This is a genomic window from Pseudophaeobacter sp. EL27 (assembly GCF_900313025.1).
Classification (GTDB): Bacteria; Pseudomonadota; Alphaproteobacteria; order Rhodobacterales; family Rhodobacteraceae; genus Pseudophaeobacter.
Genome location: NZ_OMPQ01000008.1, coordinates 586,627 through 600,093, shown reverse-complemented (window position 1 = coordinate 600,093; position 13,467 = coordinate 586,627). Strand labels below are relative to the sequence as shown.

The 13,467-nt window shown below is 58.6% G+C and carries 10 protein-coding genes; 5 read left to right on the top strand and 5 right to left on the bottom strand.

Annotated elements, in window-relative coordinates; genetic code table 11:
* Window positions 1–49: 49 nt before the first annotated feature.
* On the bottom strand, window positions 50–1,099 hold the full coding sequence (locus tag ED661_RS07410) for a rod shape-determining protein (protein ID WP_122073245.1): 1,050 nt from the start codon (window positions 1,097–1,099) through the stop codon (window positions 50–52).
* Window positions 1,100–1,380: 281 nt separating this feature from the next.
* On the opposite strand from ED661_RS07410, the gene ED661_RS07405 reads away from it, so the two are divergent.
* Window positions 1,381–2,169 (top strand): 23S rRNA (adenine(2030)-N(6))-methyltransferase RlmJ, encoded by a 789-nt coding sequence (locus ED661_RS07405; RefSeq protein WP_122073244.1) that lies wholly within the window; start codon window positions 1,381–1,383, stop codon window positions 2,167–2,169.
* A gap of 78 nt (window positions 2,170–2,247) precedes the next feature.
* Here the strand turns inward: ED661_RS07405 and ED661_RS07400 are convergent, their stop codons facing one another.
* Together ED661_RS07400 and ED661_RS07395 are read right to left on the bottom strand one after the other, a co-directional pair.
* Complete coding sequence (locus ED661_RS07400; RefSeq protein WP_122073243.1) at window positions 2,248–3,819, bottom strand: 2-isopropylmalate synthase; 1,572 nt, start codon at window positions 3,817–3,819, stop codon at window positions 2,248–2,250.
* Window positions 3,820–4,060: 241 nt separating this feature from the next.
* The gene (locus ED661_RS07395; RefSeq protein WP_256385552.1) at window positions 4,061–4,594 is read right to left on the bottom strand and encodes a helix-turn-helix domain-containing protein; all 534 of its coding nucleotides are present in this window, start codon (window positions 4,592–4,594) and stop codon (window positions 4,061–4,063) included.
* 153 nt (window positions 4,595–4,747) lie between these two features.
* On the opposite strand from ED661_RS07395, the gene ED661_RS07390 reads away from it, so the two are divergent.
* Entirely contained in the window at window positions 4,748–5,938 is a 1,191-nt protein-coding gene (locus ED661_RS07390) for an MFS transporter (RefSeq protein WP_122073241.1), read from the top strand.
* A gap of 49 nt (window positions 5,939–5,987) precedes the next feature.
* On the opposite strand, the gene ED661_RS07385 is transcribed toward ED661_RS07390, so the two are convergent.
* Window positions 5,988–7,448 (bottom strand): MORN repeat-containing protein, encoded by a 1,461-nt coding sequence (locus ED661_RS07385; protein ID WP_122073240.1) that lies wholly within the window; start codon window positions 7,446–7,448, stop codon window positions 5,988–5,990.
* A gap of 193 nt (window positions 7,449–7,641) precedes the next feature.
* On the opposite strand from ED661_RS07385, the gene ED661_RS07380 reads away from it, so the two are divergent.
* Together ED661_RS07380 and ED661_RS07375 are read left to right on the top strand one after the other, a co-directional pair.
* Window positions 7,642–9,300 (top strand): NAD+ synthase, encoded by a 1,659-nt coding sequence (locus ED661_RS07380; RefSeq protein ID WP_122073239.1) that lies wholly within the window; start codon window positions 7,642–7,644, stop codon window positions 9,298–9,300.
* Between the two features lie 195 nt (window positions 9,301–9,495).
* Entirely contained in the window at window positions 9,496–10,806 is a 1,311-nt protein-coding gene (locus ED661_RS07375) for an FAD-binding oxidoreductase (protein ID WP_122073238.1), read from the top strand.
* A 111-nt stretch (window positions 10,807–10,917) separates the two neighbouring features.
* On the opposite strand, the gene ED661_RS07370 is transcribed toward ED661_RS07375, so the two are convergent.
* Entirely contained in the window at window positions 10,918–11,859 is a 942-nt protein-coding gene (locus tag ED661_RS07370; protein ID WP_122073237.1) for an MBL fold metallo-hydrolase, read from the bottom strand.
* Window positions 11,860–12,111: 252 nt separating this feature from the next.
* Here ED661_RS07370 and gltX point away from each other — a divergent pair, with 252 nt between their 5' ends.
* Complete coding sequence (gene gltX / locus ED661_RS07365; protein ID WP_122073236.1) at window positions 12,112–13,437, top strand: glutamate--tRNA ligase; 1,326 nt, start codon at window positions 12,112–12,114, stop codon at window positions 13,435–13,437.
* Window positions 13,438–13,467 lie beyond the last annotated feature (30 nt).

The window sequence follows — 13,467 nt, the reverse complement described above, 5'->3', positions numbered from 1 at the left end:
TCCGGCGCCTGTCACTGCTGCCTTAGGCAAAGCAAAGGCAGCCTCAGGCTTAGCTGTCGTAGTCGATGGCGTGGCGCAGCTGTTTTTCAAACTCCAGCGCCTTGCCGGTGCCCAGTGCCACACAGTTCAGGCATTCATCGGCAATCGAGACGGCCAGCCCGGTCTGTTCGCGCAGGGCAAGGTCCAGATCCCCCAACAGCGCACCACCACCGGTGAGCATAACGCCACGATCGACGATGTCAGCCGCCAGATCTGGCGGGGTGGTTTCCAGCGCGGTCATCACCGCTTCGCAGATCTGCTGCACGGGTTCTGCCAGCGCTTCGGCCACCTGGGCCTGGCTGATTTCGATTTCTTTGGGCACGCCGTTCAAGAGGTCACGACCCCGGATTTGCATCGACTGGCCGCGGCCATCGTCGGGCATCCGGGCAGTACCGATAGAGGTTTTGATCCGCTCAGCCGTGGCCTCACCGATCAGCAGGTTCTGTTGGCGGCGCAGATAAGAGATAATGGCTTCGTCCATGCGGTCACCCCCAACACGCACCGAGCGGGCATAAACGATGTCACCCAGCGACAGAACCGCCACCTCGGTGGTGCCGCCGCCGATATCAACTACCATGTTGCCGGTAGGATCGGTAATCGGCATGCCCGCGCCAATGGCGGCCGCAATTGGCTCCGCAATCAAGCCGGCGCGCCCGGCACCGGCTGACAGCACTGAAGTCCGAATGGCGCGTTTTTCAACCGGGGTGGCGCCATGAGGGACGCAGACGATGATCTTTGGTTTGCGGGAGAAGGGCGAGCGTTTGTGCACTTTGCGAATGAAATGTTTGATCATTTCTTCGGCGGTGTCAAAATCGGCAATCACCCCTTCGCGCATCGGGCGGATCGCCTGGATGCTGCCGGGGGTCCGGCCCAGCATCAACTTGGCGTCCTCGCCAACGGCCAGCACTTTTTTGATACCGTCTTTGATGTGATAGGCCACCACCGAGGGTTCTGAGAGGATCACGCCGCGGCCTTTGACATAGACCAGAGTGTTTGCGGTGCCGAGGTCGATGGCCATGTCCGTGGTGAACAACCCGCCAAGATTTCCGAAAAGCGCCATGTAAAATGTGATCCTATTGAACTGCAACGAGGGGCGACTCCGCGAGGGTCGCAGATCAAGGTCTTATACCAGCGCAGCCCCGCCGCGAAAGGGCGTTTTAAGGTCAACTAGCGCCTTTTCGCCGGCCCGGGCGATATTCTGGGCAGCCACCTTGTATTTTCGCCGCGATCTCTTTGCCCGGGGGAGGTGGGGCCACAGGGCAGTGTGAGGGAGGAGGGAGGGGGTTTCTTCGTGATTTCTTTGGGTTCCGTGCCAGGCAAATTCGGGCTAAAGCCGGTGCTATGCTTTCATATCAACATATCTATCACGCCGGAAATCTGGCCGATGTACAGAAACATGCGCTTCTGGCGGTGATTCTGTCCTACCTCACCCGCAAGGATAAGCCGGTCAGCTATATCGAGACCCATGCCGGGCGGGGGCTCTATCAACTGGACGCACCAGAGGCGGTCAAAACCGGCGAGGCCGCAGCGGGCATTGATCGGGTGCTTGGTGATGGATTGTTGCCGGCGGACCATCCCTTGCGGCAGGCGCTGGCCGCCTGTCAGGCCACACATGGTGACACGGCCTATCCGGGCTCACCGCTGATTGCTGCAAACCTGTTGCGATCTCAGGACACACTGCATTTTGCCGAGCTGCACCCCGGCGAACACGAGGCCCTGCGTCAGGCCCTGCCAAGGGGGCGGGCCAAGGTGCATTTGCAGGACGGGTTTGAACTGGCGCAATCCCTGGCGCCGCCAACGCCCCGACGCGGGGTTTTGCTGATTGACCCAAGCTATGAAATCAAAAGCGACTATGGCCGAATTCCCGGCATCATCGCCAATCTGCACCGCAAGTGGAATGTGGGGGTGATCGCGCTGTGGTATCCGATCCTGAAGGATGGCAGCCACGCGCCCATGCTGCGGGCCTTGGAAAATCAGGCCCTGCCGGGGGCATTGCGCCACGAGGTCCGCTTTCCTCCCGCGCGTGAGGGGCACCGGATGATTGGATCGGGAATGTTTTTGGTCAACACGCCCTTTGGCACCGAAGCCGAATGTGCGCGGTTGGATAAGATTTTTGCTGCGCTGACCTAGGCGCGTCCTCTTCACCTGAGGCCATTGTGCATCGCGCGCCGCAGTGTTTTGCAGCGCGCGATGGCAGTGGGTCTACCTTCAGGTGACGTCTTTGTACGAGATCTCGCGGGTGTCGGCGCCTTCGCCAACCTTGCCGCGACGAATGATCACCCGGTTCAGCGCGTTGATATAGGCCTTGGCCGAGGCCATGACTGTATCGGTGTTGGAGCTCTCACCCGTGGCGATGATGCCGTCTTCTTCCAGCCGTACTGATACGGTGGCCTGGGCATCGGTGCCTTCGGTCACGGCGTTCACCTGATAGAGCTGCAGGCGGGCAGTGTTTGGGTAGATCTTGCGGATCGCCTTGAAGGTCGCATCGACCGGCCCGTCGCCATTTTCGACTGCGGTTAGATCCTCGCCGTCGATCTCCATCTCAACGGTGGCCTCTGCCGGTCCGCCAGTGCCGCAGACAACCTTCATTGAGACCAGTTGCAAATGGTCGTCAGCATCTTCGCCAGAACGCATCAATGCGACGATATCGTCGTCAAAGACTTCTTTCTTGCGATCAGCCAGGTCTTTGAAACGCACAAACAGATCTTTCAGTTGGTTGTCGCCAACCTCAAACCCCAGGGTAGAGAGCTTGTCGCGCAGGGCCGCGCGGCCCGAGTGTTTGCCAAGCGGCAGCGAGGTGCCGGACAGGCCCACGTCTTCGGGGCGCATGATCTCAAAGGTTTCTTTGTTCTTGAGCATGCCATCCTGATGGATGCCGCTTTCATGGGCAAAGGCGTTCTTGCCGACGATGGCCTTGTTGAACTGCACGTTGAAGCCAGAGACAGTGGCAACGCGGCGGGAGATATGCATGATCTTCTGGGTGTCGATGCCGGTTTTCCAGGGCATGATGTCATTGCGCACCTTCAGCGCCATCACCACCTCTTCCAGTGCGGTGTTACCAGCCCGTTCACCCAATCCATTGATGGTGCATTCGATCTGACGCGCACCGCCAGCCACCGCAGCCAGCGAGTTGGCGGTCGCCATGCCAAGGTCGTTGTGGCAGTGGGTGGCAAAGATCACCTCATCAGCCCTCGGAACGGTCTCGATCAGACGTTTGATCAGGTCTGCACTTTCAGCCGGGGCAGTATAGCCGACGGTATCGGGGATGTTGATCGTTGTGGCGCCGGCCTTGATGGCGATTTCGATCACCCGGCACAGATAGTCCCATTCAGTGCGGGTGGCATCCATAGGTGACCACTGCACATTGTCCACCAGATTGCGGGCATGGGTGACGGTCTCGTGGATCTTGTCGGCCATCTCATCCATGGTGAGGTTTGGAATGGCGCGGTGCAGGGCGGAGGTGCCGATAAAGGTATGGATACGCGGCTTGGCCGCGTTGCGCACGGCTTCGGCGCAGCGGTCGATATCCTTGAAATTGGCGCGCGCCAGCCCACAGATCACCGAGTTCTTTGAGCGTTCCGCAATCTCGCTGACGGCTTTGAAATCACCTTCAGAGGCGATTGGGAAACCGGCCTCAATGATGTCGACGCCCATGTCATCCAGCAGCTCGGCAATCTCGAGCTTTTCGTCATGGGTCATGGTCGCACCGGGGCTTTGTTCGCCATCACGAAGAGTGGTGTCGAAGATCAGCACACGATCTTTGTCAATAATATTGGTCATGTTGGTAGCTTTCTGGTTCTGTCCTAGGTCCATTTTTGACGCGCAAGCCTGTCTCCTCTGAGCGGACGCGCCAAAAGGCACGCTCAGAGGCGGGCTAGGAGCAGTAGGGCACGCAGAGACGCGCCGCGAAGAGCGGCGTCGGTCATGGGGATATCTGCGAAACGTGTCATGGGGGTGATTTATACAGAGGCAGCAGCGAATGAAAAGAGAGAAATTCACTGCGCGGGGCTGCCAGTCCGGCTCAGTAATGCGGCGGGGTGACAGCCCAGATCAGCCGGGTGGGACTGGGACCGGGATTGCGATAGCGATGCGGTTGGTCAGAGGTGAATTGGATGGTGTCACCTGGGCCTAACAGAAAGACCTGATCCTCAATTGTGACCTCCAACTGACCCTCAACAACAAAACCCGCTTCTTCGCCTTTGTGAGAATAGAGTTCGGCCCCGGAGCTGGCGCCGGGCTCAAAGGTGGTCAGAACCAGTTCCAGCTGCCCCGACAGGGACGGGCTTAGCAATTCATCCCTGAGGCCAGAATCAAATCGCAAGGCACGGCGGCGATCGGCGCGCACTACAAAGTCGGCCTCGAGGTTTTGCGCGTCCTGTGAGTCGGGGAAAAACCAGTTTATTCCCACGCCCAAGGCCTTACCGATCACATTGAGCGCGCGAATGGAGGGATCCGCATCCTGGCGCTCAAGCTGGCTGAGGTAGCCGATTGAGAGCCCTGTTGCCGCGGCCAGTTGTTTCAGCGTCAAACCCTTAGCCTTTCGCAGTTCTCGCATGCGCTGGCCGATTATTGTTTGGGTTTCCCGTGAAGTGGATTTTGGGGCAGATTTGTCCATTCAACTTGACTCATCATAATTTGAGGGTGAAAATTAAGATAATGAATCATAATTCATTTCCGAATTCAGATAAACAGCTGCAAGGGTACATTCATGTTCCGCTCACCTTTCTTTCGTGCCTACGGGCTTTGGCATTGGGGGGAGGGGCTGCAGACAGTTCTCTTTACCTGGTACATGACATTTCACGCTGAGTTGTCGGCGGCGCAGATTGGTTTTTACCAGGCACTGGTCCTGTCGCCCTTTCTCATATTTACCATCGCTGGTGGGGCTTTGAGTGATCGCATTGGCGCGTCACGAAGCTATAGTTGGTCCACCCTGTGTTTTGCGATTGTTCTGGCAGTCTATGGTCTGGCGGATCAGATGGTCGGGTTTCTGCCCTGGGCGTTTTTTGCCTATTGCCTGGCAGCCGGGATCACCAGTGCGATTTCTAACCCAGCGATTGACACATTCGTCCCCGAGGCAACGCCACGCTCGGCCCAGGCGAATGCCCTTCTGGCCGCCACTGCTCACAATATTGCCAAACTGTTTGGCACGCTGAGCGGGTTGCTGCTGCCCTGGTTGCTGGCCCTTGGGGGATTCGGGCTCAATGCGCTGCTGATGGGCGCAAGCGTTCTACTGTTACGTCTGCATTTTCAGGCCAAGGGGCCTAGGTCTAATGTGGCAGTGACCGCGTCGGATGGCCCTTCGCGGCGGACCAGTATTGTGCAGCACTATCGCAGCTGTCCCGAGAATTTCGACATTCTGCTGTCCAGCGCCATGTTGGGGCTGTTGATCGTGCCGGTTGGATATATTCTCTGGCCACTGCTGCTGCGAGAACGTTTTCCTGACCAGGGGGATCTGGTGGCATTGCTCTATATTTCATCCTGGATCGGCGCCATTGCGTTAACCGCTCTTGCAGGGCGCTACGCAGCGCGGCTGCAGCGTCCTGGGCGGTTTGCACTGATGATCTGGTTTTCCTGGGCTGTACTTCTGAGTGTGCTCTTGTTGGTGCAGAGTTTCTGGCAGATGTGCCTTGTTGTCCTGATCATGGGTGGGGGCAAACTGGGCAAGGCGCTGGTCTATGGCCGCTATCTGCATAACAGCCCTGAGCCCTCGCGCGGGGTGTTGATCGCAGTCGAGCAAACGGCTTTTTGGGGCCTTGCGACTCTTGGAACATTTGCCATGGGCGCGATGGTCGAGGCATTTGGCGTCGAGCCAGTGATCCTGACGGTCAGTGCCCTGGTGGTCTTTTGCCTACTGGTCCTGACAACCCGCCGGCAACTGACCAGAATTCAAATGGCCTAAGAGATTTTGGCTGCCTTAGGGGGAAACCTGAAACCTGGATGAATTCGTCTTAGTTGCTATCGGCACTGTCATCTGCGCTGGTTTCAGTATCGGCTGCCGCGCCTTCGGCAGTGGGAGGCGCGCCATTGACCCATTCGCCGCTAACGGTTTGGCCGCCGGCATAGGTCATGGTGCCGGGGCCCTGGCGTTTGCCGTTTACAAAGCTGCCAACGTAGATATCGCCATGGGCATAGGTGGCGGTGCCTGATCCGGTGATTTTGCCTTCGGTCCAGTCGCCCTCATAGGAGAAGCCATTGGGCACGTCGATCTTGCCCTTGCCGTGGCGCTGGCTGTTCACAAAACGACCGCTGTAGATCGAGCCATCTGCGTAGGTGACACGGGCCTCGCCGTGGCGCTGACCATCCTGCCAGCCGCCCTCATAGCGATAGCCGTTGGCGTCGGTCATCACTCCGTGACCATGGTTGCGGGCATTCTCGAAGGCGCCGGTGTAGGTGACACCATTGGTATAGGTGGCGGTGCCGGTGCCCTCGATCACCCCGGCAATCCAGTCGCCCTCATAGGTGGAGCCATCCGGATAGGTGATCTTGCCGGTGCCATGAGAGAGGTCGTCCTGAAACTGCCCGACATAGATCGAGCCATCGGGATAGGTCACCCGACCATTGCCCTCAATCTGACCTGCCAGCCAATCGCCAGTATAGGTAAAGCCGTCGGTTTCAGTAAAAGTGCCGGTGCCATGGCGCAGATCGTCCTGAAACATGCCTTCATAGATATCGCCATTGGCATAGGTCTGAGTGCCAATTCCCTGGCGTCGTCCCTGATCCAGCGGGCCGGTATAGATATCACCATTGGGTTGGGTCAGCGTACCAGTGCCATGCATCTGGTTGTTGGCCCAGTCTCCCTCATAATGGACCCCGTCCGACATCTGCAGGGTGCCTTTGCCGTGCAGCAGCCCATCGGCGATTTCGCCCTGATAGGTGTCGCCGTCCGAGTAGGTGATGGTTGCAGTGCCTTCTTTGCGGCCTTCAACCCAATCGCCATTATATTCGTAGCCGCCAGGAATCTGTAAGACGCCTTTGCCCTGGTGCTGCCCCTGAACAAAGCTGCCCTCATAACGCACCCCATTGGCATAGACCGCGACCCCCTGGCCGTTGATGACACCCGCCATCCATTCGCCCTCATAGGTGCCGCCATCAGAGAGGGTGATTTTGCCCAGACCCTCGGGCTTGCCCTTGACGAATTCGCCTTCATAGACCGACCCATTAGGGAACCGCGCCACGCCCTGGCCGAGGATTTCGCCTTCGACCCATTCGCCAGAATACTCATAGCCATTGGGCAGACGATAGGTGCCGGTGCCATGTTGCAGCCCACCTTTGAAGGTGCCCTCATAGACGCCACCGATTTCGTCCTGACTGGTGATGATCGTACCCTCCTGGGCCCAGGAAGGGCTCCCGGCGGTGCTGGCCAGGGTCAGAAGGGAGAGTATCGCAAGCGTTCTGCTGAAACCGGTCATAAAAACCTCTGTCTAACCCGAGACCGGCCTGAGCCAACACGGGATTTGTTTTGCCAATGGGTTACTTCGGGCGACTTGCTGGGAAACTAAGCGAGCAAACAGCTTGTCGCAATGTCTTTTGCGCTCGCCCCTTTTCCTTGGCTGCTGATCTGATAAACGACTGGGAACATGTTTTGCAAAGGGCTTGTGCAAGATGGCTGATCGTTTCCGGGTGACACTGGCGCAATTGAACCCCACCGTTGGGGATCTTGCAGGCAATGCTGCAAAGGCCCGCGCGGCCTGGGCCGAGGGCCGCGAGGCGGGCGCGGATCTGGTAGCGCTGCCCGAGATGTTCCTGACGGGCTATAATACCCAGGACCTGGTGATGAAGCCAGTGTTCCATCAGGCCGCCATAGCCGCAGCCGAGCAATTGGCGCTGGACTGCGCCGATGGGCCGGCGCTGGCAATCGGCTGTCCCTGGGTCGAAGGAGATAAGCTTTATAATGCCTATCTGATCCTCAAGGATGGCAAAATCGCCTCGCGCTGTCTGAAACACCATCTGCCCAATGAAACCGTCTTTGACGAGGTGCGCATCTTTGATGTGGGGCCTCTGGGTGGTCCCTATGCGGTGGGCGATACCCGTATTGGGTCACCCATTTGCGAAGATGGCTGGCATGAGGATGTGGCCGAAACGCTAGAAGAGACTGGCGCCGAATTCCTGCTGATCCCCAATGGTTCGCCCTATTATCGCAACAAGATGGAAGTGCGGCAGAATCACATGGTGGCCCGTGCGGTCGAGACCGGCCTGCCGGTGATCTATCTCAATCTGGTGGGGGGGCAGGATGATCAGGTCTTTGATGGCGGCACCTTTGTGTTGAACCCCAATGGCGCTTTGGCACTGCAGATGCCGGTCTTTGACGAGGCCATCACGCAGTTGGATCTGGAACGCACAGCAGATGGCTGGCGCGCGGTCGAGGGCGACAAGGCGCATTTGCCGGATGAGTGGGAGCAGGACTATCGCACCATGGTCGAATCCTTGCGTGACTATATGGGGAAAACCGGGTTCAAGAAGGTGCTGCTGGGGCTCTCCGGTGGGGTGGATTCCGCCATTGTTGCAGCCATTGCTGTCGATGCCATCGGGGCGGAGAATGTGCGCTGTGTCATGCTGCCCTCGGAATATACCAGTCGGGAATCGCTGGACGATGCCGAAGCTGTGGCCGAGGCCCTGGGCGTGCACTACGACTATGTGCCAATTGCCGAAGGCCGCAGTGCCATCTCAAACACCCTGGCGCCGCTCTTTGCCGGGTATGACGAGGACCTGACCGAGGAAAACATCCAGTCCCGCCTGCGCGGGCTGTTGCTGATGGCGATGTCGAACAAGTTTGGCGAAATGCTGCTGACCACCGGCAATAAATCCGAAGTGGCCGTGGGCTATGCGACGATCTATGGCGACATGAATGGCGGCTACAACCCAATCAAGGACCTCTATAAAACACGGGTGTTTGAGACCTGCCGCTGGCGCAATGCCAATCACCGCCCCTGGATGATGGGGCCGGCCGGAGAGGTCATTCGCCCCAATGTGATCGACAAACCGCCCTCGGCGGAACTGCGTGACGATCAGAAGGACAGCGACAGCCTGCCGGATTACCCGGAGCTGGATGCCATTCTTGAGATTCTGGTTGATCAGGAGGGCTCGATTGCGGATTGCGTCGCCAAAGGTTTCGCGCGCGAAACAGCCAAGCGGGTGGAACACCTGATCTATATCAGCGAGTATAAACGCTACCAATCGGCCCCCGGCGCACGGCTGTCTCCGCGGGCATTTTGGCTGGATCGTCGCTACCCTATTGTCAATCGTTTTCGTGATTCATCCTGACTATTACATTGAGACTGGGCAGCAGGGATCTTGTGCTGGACTGCTGGAATTTGCCTGATCTCAAGTGATTTATGAGTAATAACCTGTACCGAGTGAGCCATTGATGCGTCCCAAAGATCACATTTTGTTCCCAGCCCGCAGGAGGGCTGTTTTGTCCCCTAGACCCAAAGCCAGTAGCGCGGCATAGACACCAGCATGCCTGGACCTAAGCTGCCCCATTTCCAAGCCGATCTTGCCCTGCCCAAACGCGTTGATGCGGTTGTAGTTGGCGGCGGGATTATTGGTGCCTCAACGGCACTAGAACTGGCCGAGCGCGGGTTCTCTGTGCTGCTGTGCGAAAAAGGCCAGATTGCCGGTGAGCAGAGTTCGCGCAATTGGGGCTGGGTGCGAATCTCCCAGCGTGACCCGCGTGAGCTGCCGCTGATGGCCGAGGCCATGCGGATCTGGGAGGGGCTGGAAGCACGCACCGGCCATCCCACGGGCTATCAGAGATCTGGTATTCTCTATACGGCTGAACGTGGCCGCGAAGAGGCCAAACTGGAAACCTGGGCACCGCATCTGGCGGCGATGGACCTGCCGGGCCAAATGCTGCGCGGCGAGTTGCTGAAACAGGTGATGCCCGGTTTCCAAGGCAAGGTGATTTCCGGCTACTATACTCCACAGGATGGTCGTGCCGAGCCGCAACTGGCAACCCATGCCATCGCCTGGGCGGCGCAGGCTGCGGGGGCCAAAGTGATGACAGAATGCGCGGTGCGTTCGGTGGAAACCGAAGCAGGGCGCATCAGTGGTGTTATCACGGAACGTGGCCGGGTGGCCTGTTCTGCCGTGGTGGTCGCAGGTGGTGCCTGGTCACGCCTGTTCCTCGGCAATGCTGGCATCTCTTTGCCGCAGCTCAAGGTTTTGAATTCTGTTTTGCGGACCTCTGCTGTTCAGGATGGGCCGGAAACCGCGATCTGGAATGATGGATTTTCGCTGCGCAAGCGGTTGGATGGCGGCTATACTATTGCAAATGGCACCGAGAATATTGTCGATATCGTCCCTGACACACTGCGTTTGGGGCTGAAGTTCCTGCCCAGTTATCTGCAGGAATGGCGTTCGCTTCAGCTGCGCCTCACCGGCTCGGGGCGTTGGCGCGAAGAGGCGTCACAGGATCGGCGCTGGTCGCCACAGCAAACCACTCCGTTTGAGAACACGCGCGTGCTGGACCCAGCGCCGTCACAAAAGGCGATCAAACAGGGCTGGGAAGCAGCACAAAAGGCCTTTCCTGTGCTGCAGGGCGCCGATGTGGTGCAGAGCTGGGGCGGCATGATTGATGTCACCCCGGATGCGGTGCCGGTGATCTCGCAGGTGGATGATCTGCCGGGGCTGTTTGTCTCAACCGGCTTTAGCGGGCATGGCTTTGGCATTGGCCCGGCGGCAGGGCGGCTGACGGCGGATTTGGTCACCGGAGATCGCCCCGTGGTGGACCCCCATGAATTCCGCCTGTCGCGCTTTTGTAAGAAGTAACCCGACAAGCGTCCTGACCGTCGGCTTGGTTTCTTCTGCCTGATCTCACTTGCGTGACGCTATTGATGAGCTGCCCAGGCGACTCGTCTGAGACAGCTCTTCTGTCTGGCCTCAGCCCATCATTTGATAACTGACCGGCACAAAGCGAAAGCCGGAGCCACGTGTTTCCACATAGCCAGCTGCCGGGAAGGGCATGTGGTAGCCAATCATAGGGGTGCGGGTGCTGGCCAGCATATCCAGGATCTTCCGCCGTGATGTGGTTGCAGCCTCCTTGTTCATGTCGAATTTGACCTCCCAGTCCGGATGGGCAAAGGACCAGACATAGTGATTGGCCAGGTCTGCGGTCAGCATCAGTTGCTGACCGCCACTGTCCAGCATATAGCCCATATGGCCGGGGGTATGGCCAAAACTGGCAACGGCGCTCACCCCAGAGGCGACCGATCCGCCATCCTCCAGAAAGGAGAGCTTCTCGGCAAAAGGCGTTAGCTTCTGGGCCATCAAGCCGCCTATGCCGCTGGTTTTGTCCTGGCCTCCCCAGAAATCATATTCCTGGCGACCGGTGATATAGCGGGCCTTGGAAAATGTCTCGGCGCCATCTGTCGTCATGCCGCCGATATGGTCCGGGTGCATATGGGTGAGCACGACCACGTCGATATCCTGCGGGGTCAGTCCCACTTCGGCCAGGGCCATCTGGATGCCTCCCCGACCCAGACCGGTATCAAACAGAATTTTCTCCTGGCCGGTGTCGACAAGGGTGGGAGTAAAGAAGAACTGCGCCATATCGGCGGGAATGAAGTTCTGTGCTGAACTCGCAGCAAACTCGGCGTCAGTGGCACCACCACCAAAAATGGCCTTGGCATCGCCAACGGGGCGGCTGCCATCCAGCAGCGTGGTCACTATAAAACCGCCCAGCTTGACGCTGCGGGTGTGGGAGGCAGGCGCAATTCCCGGTTTCGCACTGGCGGTTGTGGCACTGGCCTTGCGGGCAGTTGCGGCCAGGGGAATGGCGGCTGCGGCGGCAAGGGCTGAACGGCGGGAGAATTTTGCGGTCATGGGAGGTCCTCTGTGCTGGGCTGTGGGGGATCGCTGACTTTCTTCAGGTCTGGTTTGGTCGAAACGTGGTATTCCACCTTGGATTGTTTCAGCATTGCACAGATCGGGGGTCCTGGGAGCGGCTATCACGCAACTGTGTGTCCGGTTGACTGACCTGAGGACTGGCTTGAGGACTGGCCTGGATCTTGGGTGTGGCAAAAACTGGACAAATCCAGCCCCATATGAGATGGGCAAGGCAACAGGAGATATCTGATGACAACCACTCGTTTTGCCCCGTCGCCCACTGGATATATCCATGTCGGCAATCTGCGCACCGCGCTGATGAACTTCTTGATCGCCCGCAAAGCAGGCGGTGAATTCATTCTGCGCATCGATGACACCGATCCGGAGCGCTCGAAAGAAGAATACGTTGATGCGATCAAGCTGGATCTGGAATGGCTTGGCCTGACCTGGGACCGGCTTGAACGCCAGTCGAGCCGCCTGGACCGCTATGTCGCCGCCGCCGAAGAACTGCGCAGCATAGGCCGTTTCTATGAGGCCTTTGAAACCCCGACCGAGCTGGATCTGAAGCGGAAGAAACAGCTGAATATGGGCAAGCCGCCGGTCTATGACCGTGCAGCCCTGGCTCTGTCGGAGGATGAAAAATCCACTCTGCGGGCTGAGCGCGGCGATGGTGTCTGGCGCTTCAAACTGGATCACGAACGCATTGAATGGGCGGATGGGGTTCTGGGTGACATCTCGATTGACGCGGCTTCGGTTTCGGATCCGGTGCTGATCCGTGGCGATGGCCAGTTCCTGTATACGCTGGCCTCTGTGGTGGATGACACCGAGATGGGCGTCACCAATGTGGTGCGCGGATCAGACCATGTGACCAATACCGCGACCCAGATCCAGATCATCAAGGCGCTGGGCGGCACGGTACCGGAATTTGCTCATCACTCGCTACTGACGGGCCCACAGGGCGAAGCACTGTCCAAGCGGCTTGGCACCCTGGCGCTGCGCGATCTGCGCGAAGCCGGCGTGCAGCCCATGGCGCTGCTGAGCCTGATGGCACGGTTGGGCTCCTCGGATCCGGTGGAAATTCGCTCCGAGATGGCGGAACTGGTTGAGGGTTTTGACATCAACCGTTTTGGTGCGGCGCCAACCAAGTTTGATGTTGAGGATCTTTATCCGCTGACAGCGCGTTATCTGCAGATGTTGACGCTGGAACAGGTGAAACCGCATGTGGAGGCCCTGGGCGTACCTGAACAGAAGCAGGAAGCCTTTTGGGCGATGGCCAAGGAAAACATCACCACGCTGAAGGATCTCAGCGGCTGGTGGGAGCTCTGTGAGAAGGGGGCTGCGCCGCTGATCGCCGATGAGGACGCGGAGTTCATCGCTGAAGCAATGAAATTGCTGCCCGAAGGTCCCTATGACGACAACAGCTGGAAAAGCTGGACCACAGCCGTGAAGGAGGCCACCGGCCGCAAGGGCAAGGGCTTGTTCATGCCGCTGCGCAAGGCGGTTACGGGGCGTGAACGCGGACCCGACATGAGTGCGCTTTTGGCGCTGATGTCGGTGGTTCAGGCGCGCGGCTAAACGCGCTGACGATATCAGATGATACAAGAG